The organism is Nocardioides marmotae, assembly GCF_013177455.1.
GTDB lineage: Bacteria > Actinomycetota > Actinomycetes > Propionibacteriales > Nocardioidaceae > Nocardioides > Nocardioides marmotae.
In genome coordinates this window covers 2,039,844-2,058,550 of record NZ_CP053660.1, presented here as the reverse complement: position 1 = coordinate 2,058,550, position 18,707 = coordinate 2,039,844, and the positions used below count along the sequence as shown (strand labels likewise).

Here is an 18,707-nt window from a genome sequence, read left to right as displayed (position 1 = left end):
GAATCGACGGGGCGGAACGACGGGCGGCGATCAGCCGACCGCGCCCTCCATCTGCAGCTCGATCAGGCGGTTCAGCTCCAGGGCGTACTCCATCGGCAGCTCCTTGGCGATCGGCTCCACGAAGCCGCGGACGATCATCGCCATCGCCTCGTCCTCCTCCATGCCGCGCGACATGAGGTAGAAGAGCTGGTCGTCGGAGACCTTCGAGACACTCGCCTCGTGGCCCATGGACACGTCGTCCTCGCGGATGTCGACGTAGGGGTAGGTGTCCGAGCGGCTGATCTGGTCGACCAGCAGCGCGTCGCACAGCACGTTGGACTTCGAGCCGTGGGCGCCCTCGTTGACCTGGATCAGGCCGCGGTAGGAGGTGCGGCCGCCGCCGCGCGCGACGGACTTGGAGAGGATCGAGCTCGAGGTGTTCGGCGCGGCGTGGACCATCTTGGCGCCGGCGTCCTGGTGCTGGCCCTCGCCGGCGAAGGCGATCGAGAGCGTCTCGCCCTTGGCGTGCTCGCCCATGAGGTAGACGGCCGGGTACTTCATCGTCACCTTGGAGCCGATGTTGCCGTCGACCCACTCCATCGTCGCGCCGGCCTCGCAGGTCGCGCGCTTGGTGACGAGGTTGTAGACGTTGTTCGACCAGTTCTGGATGGTCGTGTAGCGGACGCGGGCGCCCTTCTTCACGATGATCTCCACCACGGCGGAGTGCAGGGAGTCCGAGGAGTAGATCGGCGCCGTGCAGCCCTCGACGTAGTGCACGTAGGAGTCCTCGTCGGCGATGATCAGCGTCCGCTCGAACTGGCCCATGTTCTCGGTGTTGATCCGGAAGTAGGCCTGGAGCGGGATGTCGACGTGGACGCCCTTGGGCACGTAGATGAACGAGCCGCCGGACCAGACCGCGGTGTTCAGCGCGGAGAACTTGTTGTCACCGACGGGGATGACGGTGCCGAAGTACTCCTTGAACAGCTCGGGCTGCTCCTTGAGCGCGGTGTCGGTGTCGAGGAAGAGCACGCCCTGCGCCTCGAGGTCCTCGCGGATCGAGTGGTAGACGACCTCGGACTCGTACTGCGCGGCGACACCGGAGACCAGGCGCTGCTTCTCCGCCTCGGGGATGCCGAGCTTGTCGTAGGTGTTCTTGATGTCCTCGGGGAGGTCGTCCCAGGTCGCGGCCTGCTTCTCGCTGGACCGGACGAAGTACTTGATGTTGTCGAAGTCGATCCCGCCGAGGTCGGAGCCCCAGGTCGGCATCGGCTTGCGGCCGAAGAGCTTGAGGCCCTTCAGGCGCAGGTCGAGCATCCACTGCGGCTCGCTCTTCTTCGAGGAGATGTCGCGGACGACGTCCTCGTTGAGGCCACGCTTGGCGGTCGCACCCGCGGTGTCCGGGTCGGCCCAGCCGAACTCGTAGCGGCCGATGCCCTTGAGCTCGGGGTTGAGCTCCTCGATGGAGGTCATGGGGTGACCGTCTCCTTCTGTGTGGATGGGACGAGCGTGTCGCGACGGGGCTGCGCCCCGTGCCGCTGCGCGGCCGGCGCCGCGCTGGTCTGTGTGGATGGGACGAGCGTGTCGCGACGGGGCTGCGCCCCGTGCCGCTGCGCGGCCGGCGCCACGCTGTCGTCCTGCTCGGTAGGTGCCGGGATGCTCGGGATGCAGGTGGTGCAGACCCCGTCGCCGTGGGCGATGGTGGCCAGCCGCTGCACGTGGCTGCCGAGCACCAAGGCGATCGCCTCGGTCTCCGCCTCGCACAGCTGCGGGAACTCGTGGGCGACGTGGCTGACGGGGCAGTGCTGCTGGCACAGCTGCTCCCCCACCGGCACGTCACGCACCGCGGCGGCGTAGCCCTCGTCGGTGAGGACGCGGGCCAGGACCTCCGCCGGGCTGAGCTCCGGGTGCTGCTCGACGAGCTCGTCGAACCGCTCGGGGATGAAAGCCACGCGGCGGCTCGCGAATTCCCGGACGGCGTCCTCGCCGCCGGTCTCGCGCAGGAACCGCAGCGCCTGCACGGCGAGGTCGTCGTAGTGCTGGTCGAAGCTGTCGCGACCGACCTCGGTCAGCGCGAACACCTTCGCCGGGCGGCCGCGGCCACGGGTGGCCGAGGTGCGCGGCTCACGGGCCTCGACGGCGCCTTCCTCGACCAGCTGGTCGAGGTGGCGACGCACCGCCGCCGGGGTCAGCGCCAGGCGCTCGGCGAGCGCCGCGGCGGTCGAGGGACCATCGACGAGGATCGACCGGGCGACGCGCTGACGCGTCGGCTGGTCGCCCGCGGGGCGGGCCTCCTCGAATTCCACTACGCCAGTGTGACGTTAATGCCGGGGGCGCTTCAAGGAAGGTAACCCTAACCGGCGCCCGTCGTGTGACCGGGCTCTCGCATGCGGCCCTGGGGACCCTTGAAGTCCCGAGCCAGACTGGAACCAGCTCGAGACCGCTCGAGGACAACGGACCCCCGAGACACCCTTCCCTGAGATGACCCTCTCGCCACTCATCGGCCCGCAGCCCTCCCCGGCCGCCCAGCAGACCACCCAGCAGACCACCCAGCAGCCCGAAACGACGAGCAAGCCGCCGAGCGACCTCCCGGCCTCCTGGTGGCGCCGCGCCGGCGCCCGGCTGAACCGGGCCGCGCAGTCGCGGACCGCCCTGGTCGTCGGCGTCGCCGTGAGCCTGATCGTCCCCGCCGTGACCCTGCCCCGCCTGCCCGACGTGTCGGTGGTGCCGCTGCTGCTCGGCCTCGTGCCCTGGGTGCTCGGCAAGTACGTCGCGTGCCCGCTGCGGTGGCGCGCGCTCACCGGCGCGGGCCTGAGCCGCAGGTGGCACCTGCGTGCCTACGCCGAGTCCGAGCTGCTGGGGCTGGTCACGCCCGGCCACGTCGGGGCGGACCTGTGGCGGATGCACCGGCTGCGCCGGGTCGGGGTGGCCCGCGGCGACGCCGTGCTGAGCGTCGGCACCGACCGGCTGGTCGGGGCGCTCGGCCTGGCGGCCTTCGTCGTCTTCGCGGGCACGGCCCTGCCGGCCCGCACCCTGGCCGTCGCCATCGGCGTGTCGGTCGCCGCCGTGGTGGTCGTGCTCGTCCTGCGCAAGGTCCGGCCGGAGTGGCTGCCGACCCGGCCGCTGCCGCGGCCCCGTCAGCTCCTCCACGGGTTCTGGCTCTCGGCGCTCTACCAGGCCACGATCGCCGGGCTGCTCCTCGGCACCGTCGCCGCGACCGGGCACGGGATCTCGCCGATGGTCGCGCTGGGGGCCTTCGGGGCCAGCCAGCTCGCCGGCGCGGTCCCCGGGCCCAACGGCGCCAGCCCCCGCGACGGCGCGCTCGTCCTGGCCCTGGCCGCCGCCGGCGTCCCCTGGACCGCAGCGGCCGCGGCCGTCTCCCTGAAGGCCGCCGTGGCCTGGCTGCCGGCCCTCCTGCTCGGCGGCGTCAGCCTGCTGCTCGCCCGCCGGGCGGCTTCGCGAGGTTCCGAGGGGCCGGTGCCGGCCGCGGCCTGAGCCGCCCCGGCGGGACCACCAGGGCCCGGCGCGCCGGGACCTTCGGCAGTGGTCAGACGGCCGCGCGTGGCCAGCATGGGAGGGATCCCGCGGGCGCTGCGCCAGCGCCGCCCGTCCCTGCCACGCACCTACGAGGTCTCCGATGCGCCTGTCCCCACCGGCGACCACCGCGGTGCGCTCACAGCTCCCCTGGGTGCTCGGCCAGGCGGTGGTGGTGACCCTCGCGGTCCTCGTCTACTTCGGCGTCCGCGGCCTCACCGAGGGCCGGGTCGATCGCGCGCAGGAGAACGCGCGCCTGGTGGTCTCCTTCGAGCGGTGGCTCGGGATCGACCTCGAGGAGGTCGCGCAGGCGCCGCTGGAGTCCTACGGCAGGGTGGAGACGGTCGCGAACTGGATCTACATCTGGGGGCACTGGCCGGTCATCATCGTGACCATGGTGTGGCTGGCCTGGCAGCACCGCGACAACTTCTTGTGGCTGCGGGACTCGATGATGATCTCCGGCGCGATCGGGATGGTCGTCTTCGCCCTCTTCCCGGTGGCGCCGCCGCGCCTGGCCGGCCTGGGCCTGGTCGACACCGTGAGCCAGTCCTCGGAGGCCTACCGCGTCCTCCAGCCGCCCGCGTTCGTCAACCAGTACGCCGCCATGCCGAGCCTGCACGCCGGCTGGGACCTCCTCGTGGCGATGGCGATCGTGGCCGCGACCTCCTCGCTGCCGCTGCGGCTCCTGGCCTCCGCGCTGCCGGTCCTGATGGTCCTCGCCGTGGTCGTCACCGCCAACCACTACCTGCTCGACGTCGTGGCGGGCATCGCGATCGCGCTGGCGGCGACCGTCCCGGCCCGGGCCCTCGCGCGACGACGACGGCTGCGAGCCGCGCGATGAGCGTCCTGGCCATCGCCCACCGGGCGGGCAACTCGCTCGGTGGCCTGCACGCGGCGAACCTGCTCGGGGCCGACGTCATCGAGTGCGACGTCCACGCCCACCGCGGCCGGCTCGAGGTGCGGCACACCAAGACCGCCGGGCCGCTCCCCTTCCTGTGGGACCGCTGGGAGCTGCGCTCGGCGTGGGCGCCGCGGCTGGGGCTGGCCGAGCTGCTCTCGGCCGACCGCGGCGGGACGACGTTCATGCTCGACCTCAAGGGCCGCCGGGCGCGGACCGGGCTCGCCGTGGCCGCGCAGCTGCACGAGCTGGGCCACGGCCTGGGTCCCGAGCGGCCGATCCTGGCGTGCGGGCGCTACTGGCCCGCCGTCGACGAGGTCGCCCGGCTGCCCTACGTGCGCCCCGTGCTCTCGGCCCGCACGGGCGTGGAGCTGCGGGCGCTGCACCGGCGGGTGCGGCTGCGGGCGCCGTACGGCGTCTCCGTGCACCTCTCGCTCCTGGACCCTTCCGTGGTGGCCTCGCTGCGCGAGCACGTCGAGGTCGTCATGACCTGGCCGATCAACGACGCGGCCACGTTGGCCCGGGCGCTGGACGTCGGCGCGAACGGGATCATCACCGACGAGCCCGACGTGCTCGCCGCCGTGGCCGGCCGGCGCTCGGGCTAGCCCTGCGGAGACCGACCCTCGGGAGCCCCGGGCCCGGCGGCGACCCACCGGGTGTGCCGGAGCCAGGCGATGCCCAGGAACGGCAGCACGAGCGGGAGGAAGCCGTAGCCCTGGCCGAAGTGGGACCACACCGTGCGGTCGGGGAAGAGCTCGGGCGAGACGTAGGACAGGGTCCCGACCGCGAGCACGCCGACGGCCTCGACCGCGACGGCCACCAGGGCGGCCCACCAGCCGCGGCGCCCGCCGACCAGCAGGCAGGTCGTGGCGGCGACGTACACCAGTGCGGCGACGAGCGAGAGCGTGTAGGCCAGCGGCGCCTCGTCGGCCTTGGTGCCGAGCTGGACCAGGGAGCGCCCGGTCGAGGCGACCGCGAAGACCGCGTAGACCGCGACGAGGACCCGGCCCCAGCCGTGCGAGAGGGCCTCGGCGCGCTCAGCCACCGACGGCCCACAGCGACCAGAGGCGCACCTCGAGCGCGGCCACCGTCAGCAGCGCGACCAGCAGCACCGTCGTCCCCGCCCGGCTGCGCTCGGCCAGCGACCAGAAGGCGCCGATGGGCAGGACGAGCAGGATCGAGACCAGGTAGCTGACGAACGTCACGCCGGCGACGTCGCGCTCGGTCCCCGCGAGTGCCACGCCGCCGACGACCGCCTGGACCAGCAGCACGACCTCGACGACCGCGAGGGCGAGGAAGGTCGGGTCCCCGGCCGTCTCGTCGCGGACGAGGTGGACCACGACCATCACGACGGCCACCAGCGTGAGGGCCAGCACGGCCCAGAGGAGCAGTGCGTTCACGACTCGCACCCTAGGCCCTGCCCGGGGCGGGCCCGCCGCCGGACGTTTCCTAGACTGACCAGGTGTCCGACGCCGCCCCAGCAGTCGCCGTCGACGGCTTGGTGATGCGGTACGGCGACAAGCTCGCCGTCGACGAGCTCTCCCTGACCGTCGACCGCGGCACCATCACCGCCGTCCTCGGCCCCAACGGGGCCGGCAAGACCACGACCCTGGAGACCTGCGAGGGCTACCGCAGGCCTCAGCGCGGCACCGTCCGCGTGCTCGGCCTCGACCCGGTCGCCCAGCGCGCCGAGCTCCTCCCCCGCATCGGCGTGATGCTCCAGGGCAGCGGCGCCTGGAGCGGGGTGCGCGCGATGGAGATGCTGCGCCACGTGGCCCGGCTGCACGCCCACCCGATGGACGTCGACGTGCTGGCCGAGCGGCTGGGCCTCGGCGAGTGCGGCCGGACGCCGTACCGCCGGCTCTCCGGCGGCCAGCAGCAGCGCCTGGGCCTGGCGATGGCCCTCGTGGGCCGCCCGGAGATCGTCTTCGTCGACGAGCCCACCGCCGGCATGGACCCGCAGTCGCGCCGCACCACCTGGGAGCTGCTGGCGGAGCTGCGCGACGCCGGCGTCACCGTCGTGCTCACCACCCACTACATGGACGAGGCCGAGCGGCTCGCGGACCGGATCCACATCATCGACCACGGCCGCCTCATCGCGTCCGGCTCGCCGGTGCAGCTGACCCGTGGCGGGTCCTCGGCGACGATCCGGCTGGTCGTCAGCCGGCCGTTCCCGCCGGGCGCGCCCGACTCGCTCCGCGCCGCGCTCGGCGACCGGATCGAGGTGACGGTGCTCGACGAGGTCAGCCTGCTGGTCACCGGGCCCGCGGACGCGACCACGCTGTCGAAGGTCTCGACCTGGTGCGAGCAGCAGGGCGTGCTCCCCGAGTCGCTGACCCTGGGCCAGCGCACGCTCGAGGACGTCTTCCTCGAGCTCACCGGACGGGAGCTCCAGCCGTGACCACCCCCACCGCCCCGCCGGGCGCGACCACCGACTGGACCCCGCGACCCGGCGGCGCGCCGTGGCTGCGGCAGGTCGCGGCGCAGGCCTCGATGGAGTCGCGGCTCATGCTGCGCAACGGCGAGCAGCTGCTGCTGGCCGTGGTGATCCCGGTCATCGTGCTCGTCGGCGCCGTCCAGGCCTCCGACCGCGTCGACCTGGACCTGGACGGGCGGGCCATCGACGTCTTCACGCCCGGCGTCCTCGCGCTGGCGGTGATGTCGACGGCGTTCACCTCGCTGGCCATCGCCACCGGCTTCGAGCGGCGCTACGGGGTGATCAAGCGGCTCGGCTCCTCGCCGCTGCCGCGCTCGGGCCTGCTCGCCGGCAAGGTCGGCGCGCTCGTGCTCGTCGAGGCGCTCCAGGTCGTCGTGATCTCCGGGGTCGCGCTGGTGATGGGGTGGGACCCGGCCGGCGGGGCGGGCGCCGCGGCCGGCGCGGTCCTGGCCGTGCTGCTGGGGACCGCCGCGTTCGCCGCGCTGGGGCTCTTCCTGGCCGGGGCACTCCGCGCGGAGGCCACCCTGGCCGCCGCGAACCTGGTCTACCTGCTGCTCATGGCCGGCGGCGCCGTGGTGCTGCCGGCGTCGGCGTACGGCTCCTTCGGCGACGTCGTGGGCTGGCTGCCCTCCGGGGCGCTCGGCGAGGCGATGCGCGAGGCGCTCGTCGAGGGCGCCGTCGCGCCCGTGGCGCTTCTCACGCTGCTCGGATGGGCCGTGGTCGGCACGGTGCTGACCGCCCGGACGTTCAAGTGGGAGTGAGGATCGTGCGACTTTCCGTGGAGGACGCGACCCGCTGGGTCCGGCCGATGGGCTGGGCGACGCTGGTCGCCAATGGCGTGCTGGTGGTGACCGGCGGCGCGGTGCGCCTGACCGGTTCCGGCCTGGGCTGCCCGACGTGGCCGCGGTGCACCGAGGATTCCTACACCCCGCACGGCGAGCTGACGATGCACGCGGCGATCGAGTTCGGCAACCGCATGCTGACCTTCGTGCTCGTGGCGATCGCGCTGGCGACGTTCCTCGTCGCGTGGCGCAGCCGGCGCAGCGACCTGCTCAAGCTCGCCACGCTGCTGGCGCTGGGCATCCCCGCGCAGGCCGTCATCGGCGGCATCACCGTGCTGACCGACCTCAACCCGTGGATCGTCTCGCTGCACCTGATCTGCTCGCTGGCGATCATCGCGCTCTCGGTGCGGTTCCTCCAGGTCGCGAACGCCCCGGTCGGCCCGCCCGTGCGCGGCGGCCTGCTGCCGCTGGCCTGGGTGATGTACGCCGTCGGGTGGGCCGTGCTCTACATCGGCACCATCGTCACCGGCTCGGGCCCGCACGCCGGCGACGAGAACTCCGTGCGCACCGGCCTCGACCCGCTCCAGGTCAGCCAGCTGCACGCGGACGCGGTCTTCCTCTTCCTCGGCCTCACGATCGGGCTGGTGCTCGCGCTGCGGGCGACCCGCGCCCCGGCGCAGGCCCAGCGGGCCGCCCGGATCCTGCTGGGCGTCGAGCTCGGCCAGGGCGTGATCGGCTTCGTGCAGTACTTCACCGACCTGCCGGTCGTCCTCGTCGGCTTCCACCTGCTCGGCGCGGCCCTCACTGCCGCGGCGATGACCTGGGCGCTGCTGACCGTGCGGCACCCGCGGGCCTCACACCAGCGAGTCGTAGATCCCCTCGAGGTCGGCGGCGACCCGGCTCTGGAGGAACCGGCGCACGTGCGCTGAGGCGCCCCGGACCAGCCGGGCCCGCAGCTCGGGCTCGTCGACCAGGCGCTGGAGAGCGGCGGTCAGCGACAGCGCGTCGCCGGCCGGCACGACGAGCGCCGACTCCTCGTGGGCGACCATGTCGGCGATCCCGCCCTGCGCGGTCGTCACCAGCGGTGCCCCGACGGCCATCGCCTCGAGCACCGTGGTCGGGCAGGGATCGGGCCACTCGCTGGGCAGCGCCGCGGCCAGGGCGTGGCGGAAGCCGGACAGCACCCGCGCGTGGTCCCAGTGGTGGTGGACGTGCACCCCGGCCGGGACGCCCGAGAGGTCCATGGTCGGTCGCCCGACGAGGACCAGGTCGGGGCGGTCGCCGGGGCGCAGCCGCTCCCAGGCCCGCAGCAGGGTCGCGACGCCCTTCTGCTCGGAGAGGTCGCCGGCGAAGAACAGGTACGGCGCGGTCGGCAGCGCCGGGTCGCGGTCGCCCGCGGCGGGCGTCCTCGGGCCGGCCGGCTGGCCGGCCAGCTCGTCGGGCACGAAGTTCGGGACGACCTGCCAGCGGACGCCCTGCTCGTCGAGGCGGTTGGCGTCGGCGACGTACCGGCTCACGGGGGTGAAGACGTCGACCGCCCGGCGCCGGGCCGGCAGGCCCGCGCGGACCGCGGCCTGGACGACCGGGCCGCGGCCGCGGCCGTAGTGGTCGGTGGTGCACCCGAAGCACTTGGCCGGCGCCGGACCCGAGCACGGCGCGTCCTGGAACATCAGCCGCTTGGTGGGGCAGACGTGGCCGTAGTCGTGCAGGGAGTGGACCAGCGGCACGTGCCGCGCGGAGGGCACCGCCAGCCAGGAGGCGATGATCCAGTTGTGGGCGTGCGCGACGTCGGGGCGGACCTCGCGGACCACCCGGGCCAGGTCGCGCACGGTGAGCGGGTCGGGCACCGGCAGCGCCAGCGGCCGGTCGGCGGTCGGGTAGAGCGCCGGCACCCGGCGGCCGACGTTGTCGAGCAGGTGCACCCGCACGCCGGGGTCGGCCACGGGCCCCTCCGCCCCGCCGGTGTCCAGGGTGGCGACGTGGACCTCGTGGCCCCGCGCGGCCAGCGCCACCGCGAGGTTGCGCACGTGGCGCTCCTCCCCGCCGATCACCGGCGGGTAGAACTGCGCCAGGAGCAGGACCTTCACCCGGCCGCCCGGGTGCCGGCACGGCGTGCGCGGGCCCCGGCCCACCGGCCCCGCGCCAGGCCCGAGAGGACGGCCAGGCAGCCGACGACGATGCCGAGCGCACGGGCGGGGCGGCCGGTGGCCAGGGCGCGCAGCACCGCCAGCGGCAGCCGCAGGGCGAACGCCCGCTCGGGGCCCAGCGAGCCGGCGGGCAGCCGGGCGGCGAGCCGGGCCTTCATCACGCCCTCGCCGTGGCAGCGGCGCACGAAGTAGGACCAGCTCAGCCGCGGGGCCGGCACGTGGTGGCGGATGACGGCGGCCGGTTCGAAGGCGAACTCCCCGCCGGTCGCGGCGGTGGCCCGCAGGCAGAAGTCGGCCTCCTCGCCGCCGCCGATGACGTCGCCGTGGTAGCCGGTGGCGGGGTCGAAGCCGCCCACGGCCAGGAAGGTCTCGCGCCGCACGACCGCGCAGCCGCCGTAGAAGTTCCGCACCCGCGCCGGCCCCGTGGGCATCCCCCGGTAGCTGCACCCGAGCGTCCACAGGAACTCCTCGGGCAGCCAGGCGGGCCGCCGGGCGCCGAAGACCGCGAGCGACCGGCCGCTCGCGCCGAGCACGGCGGGGTCGGCCATCGGCGCGAGCAGCCGCTCCAGCCACGGCCCCTCGGCCACCGCGTCGTCGTCGAGGAACACCACGAGGTCGCTGGTCATCAGCTCCGCGCCGCGGGTGCGCGCGGCCGAGACGCCGCTGTTGACGCCCATCGCCGCGACCCGGACGCCCGGCACGACGGCGCGGACCCGCTCGGCCAGCTCCTCGTCGTTGTCGACCATGACCAGCAGCTCGTCGGGGCGGCGGGTCTGGTCCTGCACGGAGGCCACCGCGGCCCGCACGAGCTCGAGCCGCTCGGCGGTGTGGGTGGCGACCATGACGCCCACGGTGGGGCGCCGGGCCGGGCCGGTCGGGGCGGTGCTGGTGTCGGCTGCGGTGACGGCTGTGGTGGCTTCGGTGGGCGGGGCGGGCGGCGGGGTCGGTGGGCTGGTCATGTCCAGGTCGCTCCTGCGAGTCGGGCGGTACGTCGCGTGGCGCGCCAGACCGGGGTGGCGGCGCGCTTGAGGGCCGGCACGATCGAGCGCGGGCCGCGTCCGGCGACCAGGTCGAGCACGGCGGCGGGGTCGTGCTGGGGGCCGACGAGCAGCCGGGAGACCGCGGTCGGGTCCTCCCCCGGCGGGCTGACCCGGTGGCCGATGACGCAGGCGTTGTCGTAGCCGGACGCGTGCACCTGGCGGCGCAGCACCGGCGAGGCGTAGCCGTGGGGGTAGCAGAAGGAGACGACCGGCCGGCCGACGACCTGCTCGAGGACCGCCTTGCTCTCCCCGAGCTGGGCGGCGGCGACCGGGCGCGGCAGCACGTCCATCGGCACGTGCACGGCGCCGTGGCTGCCCACCTCCAGGCCCAGCTGGGCGACGACGGCGATGCCGCGGGCGTCGAGCAGCGGCAGGTCGGCCCCGGATCCGGGCAGCCAGTCCGCGGTGCCGCCGATGTTCCGGGAGGGCACGTAGAGCGTCGCGCCGGCCCGGAGGTCGGCGAGCACCGGCACGGCAGCGTCGAGGAAGTCGCGGTAGCCGTCGTCGAAGGTGAGGCCCACGACCCGGCGACCGCTCCCCCGCGCCGCCAGGGCGTCGGTGAGGCCGAGCAGCTCGTAGCCGGCGCCGGCCAGGGCCGCGAGCTGCTCGGCGAGCAGCGCGGGCGGGACGCTGAGCTCGGCCAGCCGGGGCGGCATCGCGCTCCCGACGGCGTGGTACATCAGCACCGGCAGCCCGCTCGCGGGTGCGCTCGCCGGCTCGCTCGTCGGCCCGCTCATCGGCTCGTTCATCGGCCGGCCCCGGCGGTCCGGGCGGCCCCGGCGGTCCGGGCGGCCCGGGCTGCCCGGGCGGCGCGGGTGGTGGCCGGGGCGGGGCCGAGCCGACCCCGCAGGTAGCCGTAGCCGGTCGCCCCGAGCGCGGTCGCGATGCCCGCGGCCGCGCGCCACCCGTCGCGGTCGCCGGCGAGCCCGCGGGCCACCTCGCGGCGGACGCCGGCGGAGAGGACGTGCCGGACGTAGGTCCGCTCGGTCGCGGTCGCCTCGGCGCCGCCGACCAGGGCGGCCATGGCGGCCTTGGAGGTGCCCTCGGCCAGCGAGCGGGCGCGGAGGTAGGACCAGGTGGTGCGCTGCTCCCCCACCCGGTGGTGGACCCGCGCGGCCGGCTCGAGCACCACACGGGCGCCCGGCACCCGCTGGGTGAGCCGGATGCACAGCTCGGTCTCCTCGCAGCCCACCGGGATCGCCCCGATCCGCCCGGCGCCCTCGTCGAAGCCGCCGACCAGCGCGAAGACCTCGCGGCGGAACGACATGCTGGCGCCGATCAGGTTGCGCACGTCGGCCCGCCCGGTCGGCTGCCCGCGGTAGGAGCAGCCGACGACCCAGTCGAGCTCGGGAGGCAGGTGCGCCGGCCGGCCGGCCGCGGGCCACACCGGCTCCGCGGCCCCGCCGACCGCGAGCACCGACGCGTCGTCGTACGCACCGACGAGGGCGGCGAGCCAGCCGGTCGCCGGCACCGCGTCGTCGTCGAGGAAGGCCACGACCGCGCCGGTGGCGTGGGCGACCGCGGTGTTGCGAGCCCCGGAAAGGCCTCGGGTGCCGGTGTTCTCCAGGACGGTCACCGCCGTCCCGCCCCAGGTCGCGCGGGCTCGGTCGAGCAGCGCCGGGGCGTGGTCGACGACGAGCAGCACCTGCGCGGGCGGCAAGGTCTGGCGGGCGACGCCGTCGAGCGCGGCGACCAGGTCGGCCCACCGCTCCAGCGTGTAGGCGCAGACCACGACGGTGGGGTCAGGAGGTGCCGGGGTCACGGGGCCACCCCGTCAGGCGGGACAGCAGGCGTCCGGCGGGGCGCCGGGAGCGGAACCTCGGGCACGCGCACAGCCCGCAGTCCGAGCCGCGGCGCAGGTGCTGGTGGACGAGGTCCGAGTGGCCACATCGGCACAGTCCGGTGGCGTGGCGCGGAGACACCTGCGCAGGCTAGCCGGGATCGCCTCACCGCGCGGCTCCTTCCCGACGACCGCCGGCCCGGTCCCGCAGCGCGGCCCAGGTGGCGCTCGGCTTCAGCTGCTCGTCGAGCAGCGTCCAGGTCGCGGGGTTCCACGGGGTCGGGTGCAGGTAGTACCAGGACAGCGCCGCGACGTACGGCATGCAGCCGACGACGTCCAGCGCCGCCACGGCGTACGCCGCCCGCTGCTCGTCCGGGACGCCCGTGAACCCCCGGTAGTCGGTCGTGGGGTAGCCGAACTCGCCGAGGTAGAGCGGCACGTCCAGGCCGCGCTCGACGAGCAGGTCGTGGAGCCGCTCGAAGCCGAGGAAGTTCTCGTCGTAGGTGCCGAACGGCTCGCGCTCGAAGACCCGCTCGGGCGCGCGGACGTCGGGGGCGCCCGGGCTGTAGGGGTGGACGCCGACCAGGTCGACCGGGAGGTCGGCGCCCGCGTCGGTGCCGAGCTCGTCGAGGAGCCGCTCGAGGTAGCCGACGTCGTTGCCGGCCAGGCCGCCGCTGACCAGCCGCAGGCCGGCTCCCCCGCGGGCCCGGTCGACCGCCTCGGCGGTGACCTCCAGCAGGCGCGCGAAGGCCGCCGGGTCCGGCCCGGTGCTCCAGAACTCGGTGGAGTTCGGCTCGGTCCAGACCTCGAGGTAGGTCGCGCGGCCGGCGAGGTGCTCGACCAGCCGGGTGACCCAGCCGGCCCACCGGTCGAGCTCGGCGTCGCTCAGCGGGGCGCGCCAGCGGCCGCCGGGGGTGCCCGGGTCGTGTGCCCAGTCGGGGGTGTCGACCACCTGCACGCGGACGTCGAGCCCGCGCCGTTGGGCCGCCGCGAGCACCCGGTCGAGCGCGGCCCAGTCCGGCCTCGCGCCCCGGCGCGGCTGGACGGTGCGCCAGCTGACCGAGGTCGAGACGACGTCGGCGCCGGCCTCGGCGGCCAGGTCGACCAGCCGGCGGACCGTGCGCACGGGCAGCAGCGGGGCGGCGCGGTCCCCCGTCGCGGCCTGGACGCCGAGGTCGAGGACCGGGTCCGAGCTCGCGGCGGGATCGCAGTCGGAGGCGGCCGGGGTGCTCGGCTGCGAGCTCCCCGGGCCGGAGCTCGAGCCGCCCGTCCCGCCGGTCGCCACGACGGCCGCGGCGACGGCGGCGACGACGACGGCTGCGGCGACCAGCACCGGCCAGCGCGCCTGCCCCGCCTCGGCCCGCTCGGCCCGCTCGGCGAGCCAGGGCGGCAGCGGCAGCGGCAGCCGCCAGGCCAGCCCGCCGAACGCCTCGCGCAGCCACCGCCGGGCCAGCACGGCCTCGACGACCATCGCGGCCAGCCACCCGGCGCAGAGCCCGACGGCCCCGCCGAGCACCCCGCCGAGGGTGGCGCCGGTCAGCTCGAGCAGCACGCCCGCGCCGGCGAGCCGGGTCGCGAGCCCGTGCCGGCGCTGCACCCGCCACAGGGTGACCAGGTGGTCCTTGAGCACCATCCACAGCCCGGCGGGCACGAGCAGGGCGAGCACCGGGTAGGACCCCGCGGCGTACTCCCCGCCGAAGACCGCCAGCACCGGCCGGCCCAGCGCCCACGCCCCCAGGCACAGCGCCAGGCTGAGCAGGAGCGCGGCGGGCAGCGTCGTGCGCATCTCCCCGCGCAGCTCCTCGGTCGTGGTGTTCGCGCCGTGGGCGAAGAGCGCGACCGCGAGCAGGTAGGGCGGCAGGAACGCGAACGTCGCGAGCATCCAGGCCACCGCGAGCTCGGCGTTGGCGACCGAGGTGAGCACCACGCCCGCGACCACGGGGACCATCGCGGTCCCGGAGGCGACGGCGAGGTTGAGGCCGTGGTGCCGCAGCGCCGGTCGGGCGTACGTCGCCACGTCGGCGCCGAGGGCCGGCCCGCCCGCGCCGGCGGCCGGCCGCGGCAGCCGCAGCCGGGAGGCGGCGACGAGCAGGGAGACGACCAGCGGCAGCACCCAGCACAGCTGGAGCACCAGCGCGTCGCGGGTGCCGGCCAGCAGCAGCGCGGCGGCGAGCGGGAACCGGAGCGAGGAGGCCAGCAGGTTGCGCCACACCTGCAGCGAGGAGCGGCGCAGCCCGAGCGTCGCCTCGTCGAGGACCAGCGCGCAGCCGGCGGCCGCGACTCCCGCGACGAAGACCAGGGCGCCCGCGGGGTGGCCCAGCGCCTCGGCGAGGTTCGGGCCGAGCAGACCGGCGGCCGCGGCGACCGTGGCGCCGAGCACCAGCCCGGCGAGCACGACCGCGAGCAGGCTGCGCTGGACCAGCCGCCGCTGCCGCGCCGGCGGGTGCACGGGCAGCTCGGCGACCAGCAGCGTCCCCAGGCCCAGGCTGGTGACCAGCCCGAGCAGGGTCTGGGTGGAGATCGCGGCCGCGGCCACGCCGACCTCGTGGGCCGGCACGAGCCGGGCGACCAGGACCCAGAACAGGAACCCGAGGCCGGCGCCGACCACCTGCGCGGTGAGCAGCGAGCGGAACGGGCCGAGGATCCCCTCGCTCGCGGCGGCCGGCGCGCTCATCGGTCCACCCCCGCGGCGCTCGGGCCGGTGGGCGGTGGTGCGGAGGTCTGCGGCGCGGGCAGCGCCGGGGCGTCGAGCTGGGCGCGCCACTGGCCGAGCCCGGCGACGCCGACGCAGACGAGGAGGACGGCGACGGCGACCGCACCCGCGGTCCCGAGGGTCCGGGCGGGGGCCACGGGCCCGACCGGAGCCGCGGGCGGGGCCGGCGGGGCGGGCAGCAGCGCGACGGCGCCGGCCAGGCCGGCCAGCAGCAAGGCCCCGACGACCGGGTCGACCCCGACCAGGACGCCGACCGCGCCGAGCGCCATCAGCGCGGGCAGCGAGACCAGCAGGGTGGTCGGCGTCGCGGCCAGCGCGCGCAGCCGCGACCGGCCGAGCAGCGCGACGGCCAGCAGGGCGAGCCCGGCGAGCGCGGTCCGGCCCGGGTGGGCGTCGCCGGGCAGCCCCGGGTCGGGCCGGTCGGCGAAGACCCGCCGCTCGGCGTTGAGCGCCCGCACGTCGTAGACGCGCACCGGCCCGTCGAGGACCAGGTCGACGCCGGGGACGTCGGCGAACTTGCCGAGCTGCTCGGCGTCGAGGACGGCGGCCCGCTCGCCCCAGCCCTGGCTGCCCTCGAACCAGGAGCCGGAGCGGACCCGCTGCCCGGTCATCCGGGTGTCCACGGCGACGAAGTCGACGGCGCCGTCCTCGATGATCGCCAGCCACCTGTCGTCGATCTCGCGGGCCAGGAAGAGCTCGGTGACGTTGACCGCGGGGCCGGTGCCCGGGGAGGAGGTGACCGGCTCGACCGGGGCGAAGTTGGGCAGGACGCGGCCCAGCGTGGTGTCGGTCGCGATCCGCGAGCCGGCCGGCAGGTGGCGGCCGGCCCACTGCGCGACCTCGACGGTGGTCGCGTCGACCGAGCGCTGCTCGGCGCCGGGGAGGTGGTCGCCGGGCACGCGCTGCCAGTCCGGCCCGCTGCCCAGCATCGTCCCGCCGAGCACGAGCAGCACGACGCCCGGCACGGCCAGCCGACCGACCTCGCGCAGCCGCGGCACCAGCCAGACGGCCACCACGAGCGCCATCGCCATGGTGACGAAGGTCGAGGCCCGGTCGGCGACCTCGGCGGCGGCGGGCGAGAAGCGGGCCACGAGCAGGATCGGGTACGCCGCGGCGAGCCCCAGCGGCAGCCACCGCGCTCGGGAGCGGCCGAGCCCCTGCCCGCGCCACACGACGTGCGCCGCCGGGACGAGCAGGAGGCACCACAGCACCATCGAGCCGGCCATCACGCCGACCTCCCAGGCCGGGGCCGGCGTGCCGCCGCCGTCGGCGCCGACCGCGCGGCCGCCGCCGTCGAGCGCGAGCAGGCGGGCGAGCTCGGAGCCCGCGTTGTCGAAGATCGGGCTGAGGTAGCGCACCAGCAGGGGCGCGACGACCGCGGCCCACGCGGCGGCGACCACGGTCGCGATCTCGGCGGCGACCAGCATCCGGCGGGCCCGGCGGCGCTCCCCGCCGAGGCCGAAGAGCAGCGCGAGCAGCCACAGCGCGCCGAGGGTGAGCCAGCTGGTGAGGTGGTGGGTCACGGCCAGCGCGGCGAGGCAGACCTGGGCCGCGAGCATCGGCCGCCAGGGGCGGGTCTCGGCGGCCTCGCAGGCGCGGGCGAGGAAGAGCAGGGCGGCGGCGAGCATCGCGATCGCCACCGTCTGGTAGCTGAACTGGGCGTTGAAGAAGTAGAACTGCGCGCTCGCGGTGTAGAGCAGCACCACCACGCCGGCCACCCGCGCGGAGCGGGTCACGGTCGCGGCGAGGAGGAACAGCGCCACGACCAGGGTGACCCGGGCCAGCGCGACCACGACGACCTGGCAGGCGATCAGCGGCAGGCCGCTGAGCCAGTGCACCGCGACGGCGGCGAGCTCCAGGCCCGGGTAGTGCGGGCTGACCGGGAGCATGGAGTTCTCCGAGAACAGGCCCGCGCCGCCGGCCAGCGCCGTGAGCGTGGTGACGTGCAGCGTCTCGTCGAAGCGGGTGGCCAGCAGCGGGCTGGTGAGGAACCAGGAGAGGTAGAGCACCAGCGCGTAGACCACCGACGCGGTCAGGCGCTGGGCGGCGTCGAGCCGGTCGCCGAGCAGCGCGGCGGCGTACGGCGCGGTCAGGCCGACGAAGCCGACGTACCAGGCCACGACCGCGGTCGTCTCGTGGCCGGCCCACCCGGCGGCGTACCCGAGCACCTGGACGAGCAGCGCGAGGGACGCCACCAGCGTGGCGGCCGCGACCGGGTGGGTGGGGCGCCTGGCCCCCGGCACGACGCCGGTGGTCGGGCGGGTCAGGAGCGCGGTCATCCCGCTCCCGCGACGACGGGCCGGCCCTCGCCCGCGAGCACCGCGTCGTACACGTCGACGAGCTCGTCGACGCAGTCCTCCCACGTCGGCAGGGACGACGGCGGCGGGAGGACGGGGTTGGCCAGCTGCGCGGCCATCGCCGCGGCGGTCGTGGCGGCATCGGCGTCGGGCTCGACGCCGACCGCCCAGCCGACCTCGGCCAGCTCGGTGAGGCCGGAGGTCCGGCTGACGACGACGGGCCGGCCGGCGGCCAGCGCCTCCATCACTGCGACCGGGTGCGCCTCGTAGTCGCTGAGCAGCACGACCAGGCCCGCGCCCGCGAGCGCGGCGGCCATCGCCTCCCGGTCCTCGGGGGGGACGAAGCGGATCGCGACCCGGTCGGCCACGCCGAGCTCGTCGGCCAGGGACCGCAGCTCGGCCTCGTAGGGTCCGGCCCCGAGGATCTCCAGCCGGGCGCCGGGGCGCTGCTCGAGCAGGTGCGGCAGCGCGGCGACCGCGCGGTGGTGGCCCTTGTAGCGCTCCAGCCGCCCGATGCTCAGCACCAGGTCGGGGTCGGGGACCGGCGCGATGCGCAGCGGGGGCAGCGAGCCGCCGTTGCGGACCAGGCGCACCCGCCCGGGCTCGGCCAGCACCTCGTCGAAGCGCCGGGTCTCGAACAGGGAGACGCCGACCAGCGCCGCCGCGCGCCGCAGCAGGGGCGCCAGCAGGCGGAACTGGAGGCCCCGCGAGCGCTCGCGCAGCGCGCTGGAGGACCCGCCGGTGTGGAAGGTCAGCACGTACGGCGCCCGCCGTGCCCGCGCGGCGAGCATCGCCAGCGGCGGCACCAGCGTGTGCACCCCCTGGACGTGGACCAGGTCGTGCCGGCCACGGAGCACCGCCCAGGCCAGGCCCGGGCTGAGGTACCAGTCACGGTGCCGCGGCCAGGCGCGGAAGCGGCGTACGACGTAGCCGCCGTCGCTCCCCGCGGCACCGACGCGCTCGACCCGCGGCAGCCGGCCCCCGCGGTCGGTGGTCAGCACCTCGACCTCGACGCCCCGGCTGGCCAGCCGGCCGGCGACCTCACCGACGTGGGCCTCGATCCCGCCGATCTCCGGCCGGCACCGTGTCGCCACCATCCCGAC

At 75.8% G+C, this 18,707-nt stretch carries 17 protein-coding genes; 6 read left to right on the top strand and 11 right to left on the bottom strand.

The genetic code is table 11. The features are described from left to right. Window positions 1–30: 30 nt before the first annotated feature. Window positions 31–1,449, bottom strand: a complete 1,419-nt coding sequence (sufB, locus tag HPC71_RS09945) for a Fe-S cluster assembly protein SufB (RefSeq protein WP_154611705.1) — start codon at window positions 1,447–1,449, stop codon at window positions 31–33. Next, on the bottom strand, window positions 1,446–2,282 hold the full coding sequence (locus HPC71_RS09940; RefSeq protein WP_171896637.1) for a helix-turn-helix transcriptional regulator: 837 nt from the start codon (window positions 2,280–2,282) through the stop codon (window positions 1,446–1,448). Before HPC71_RS09940 ends, sufB begins: the two co-directional genes overlap by 4 nt. 175 nt (window positions 2,283–2,457) lie before the next feature. Here HPC71_RS09940 and HPC71_RS09935 point away from each other — a divergent pair, with 175 nt between their 5' ends. The 3 genes from HPC71_RS09935 to HPC71_RS09925 all read left to right on the top strand — a co-directional run bounded on the left by HPC71_RS09935 (window position 2,458) and on the right by HPC71_RS09925 (window position 5,013). Then, complete coding sequence (locus HPC71_RS09935; RefSeq protein WP_154614416.1) at window positions 2,458–3,471, top strand: lysylphosphatidylglycerol synthase domain-containing protein; 1,014 nt, start codon at window positions 2,458–2,460, stop codon at window positions 3,469–3,471. 142 nt (window positions 3,472–3,613) lie between these two features. Further along, window positions 3,614–4,351 carry a phosphatase PAP2 family protein gene (locus tag HPC71_RS09930; protein WP_154611707.1) on the top strand — a complete coding sequence of 246 codons (738 nt, stop codon included), beginning with the start codon at window positions 3,614–3,616 and terminating at the stop codon, window positions 4,349–4,351. After that, entirely contained in the window at window positions 4,348–5,013 is a 666-nt protein-coding gene (locus HPC71_RS09925) for a glycerophosphodiester phosphodiesterase (protein ID WP_154614417.1), read from the top strand. The genes HPC71_RS09930 and HPC71_RS09925 overlap by 4 nt, the downstream gene beginning before the upstream one ends. Here HPC71_RS09925 and HPC71_RS09920 read toward each other — a convergent pair. Continuing rightward, a complete protein-coding gene (locus HPC71_RS09920) occupies window positions 5,010–5,453 on the bottom strand; it encodes a hypothetical protein (protein ID WP_171896636.1) in 444 nt (147 codons plus the stop codon). The genes HPC71_RS09925 and HPC71_RS09920 overlap by 4 nt on opposite strands. Continuing rightward, entirely contained in the window at window positions 5,446–5,808 is a 363-nt protein-coding gene (locus HPC71_RS09915; RefSeq protein ID WP_154611709.1) for a hypothetical protein, read from the bottom strand. The genes HPC71_RS09920 and HPC71_RS09915 overlap by 8 nt, the downstream gene beginning before the upstream one ends. Window positions 5,809–5,870: 62 nt before the next feature. Between HPC71_RS09915 and HPC71_RS09910 the strand changes: the two genes are divergently transcribed. From HPC71_RS09910 to HPC71_RS09900, 3 genes are read left to right on the top strand one after another with little or no spacing between them, the layout of a single operon-like run. After that, entirely contained in the window at window positions 5,871–6,809 is a 939-nt protein-coding gene (locus HPC71_RS09910; protein ID WP_253943983.1) for an ABC transporter ATP-binding protein, read from the top strand. Then, complete coding sequence (locus tag HPC71_RS09905) at window positions 6,806–7,606, top strand: ABC transporter permease (protein ID WP_253943982.1); 801 nt, start codon at window positions 6,806–6,808, stop codon at window positions 7,604–7,606. The genes HPC71_RS09910 and HPC71_RS09905 overlap by 4 nt, the downstream gene beginning before the upstream one ends. A 5-nt stretch (window positions 7,607–7,611) precedes the next feature. Next, window positions 7,612–8,556 carry a COX15/CtaA family protein gene (locus HPC71_RS09900; RefSeq protein WP_253943981.1) on the top strand — a complete coding sequence of 315 codons (945 nt, stop codon included), beginning with the start codon at window positions 7,612–7,614 and terminating at the stop codon, window positions 8,554–8,556. On the opposite strand, the gene HPC71_RS09895 is transcribed toward HPC71_RS09900, so the two are convergent. From HPC71_RS09895 to HPC71_RS09865, 7 genes are all read right to left on the bottom strand, one after another. Next, entirely contained in the window at window positions 8,482–9,714 is a 1,233-nt protein-coding gene (locus HPC71_RS09895) for a glycosyltransferase family 4 protein (RefSeq protein ID WP_171896635.1), read from the bottom strand. The genes HPC71_RS09900 and HPC71_RS09895 overlap by 75 nt on opposite strands. Further along, window positions 9,711–10,733 (bottom strand): glycosyltransferase family 2 protein, encoded by a 1,023-nt coding sequence (locus HPC71_RS09890; RefSeq protein WP_154614420.1) that lies wholly within the window; start codon window positions 10,731–10,733, stop codon window positions 9,711–9,713. Before HPC71_RS09890 ends, HPC71_RS09895 begins: the two co-directional genes overlap by 4 nt. Continuing rightward, entirely contained in the window at window positions 10,730–11,551 is an 822-nt protein-coding gene (locus HPC71_RS09885) for a polysaccharide deacetylase family protein (protein ID WP_171896634.1), read from the bottom strand. The genes HPC71_RS09890 and HPC71_RS09885 overlap by 4 nt, the downstream gene beginning before the upstream one ends. A gap of 8 nt (window positions 11,552–11,559) precedes the next feature. Further along, entirely contained in the window at window positions 11,560–12,576 is a 1,017-nt protein-coding gene (locus HPC71_RS09880) for a glycosyltransferase family 2 protein (protein WP_171896633.1), read from the bottom strand. Between the two features lie 184 nt (window positions 12,577–12,760). Beyond that, window positions 12,761–15,268, bottom strand: coding sequence for an oligosaccharide flippase family protein (locus HPC71_RS09875; protein ID WP_154614422.1), 2,508 nt, complete (start codon window positions 15,266–15,268; stop codon window positions 12,761–12,763). After that, on the bottom strand, window positions 15,265–17,586 hold the full coding sequence (locus HPC71_RS09870; RefSeq protein WP_154614423.1) for a hypothetical protein: 2,322 nt from the start codon (window positions 17,584–17,586) through the stop codon (window positions 15,265–15,267). Before HPC71_RS09870 ends, HPC71_RS09875 begins: the two co-directional genes overlap by 4 nt. Beyond that, window positions 17,583–18,701 (bottom strand): glycosyltransferase family 4 protein, encoded by a 1,119-nt coding sequence (locus HPC71_RS09865; RefSeq protein ID WP_154614424.1) that lies wholly within the window; start codon window positions 18,699–18,701, stop codon window positions 17,583–17,585. Before HPC71_RS09865 ends, HPC71_RS09870 begins: the two co-directional genes overlap by 4 nt. Window positions 18,702–18,707: the final 6 nt, after the last annotated feature.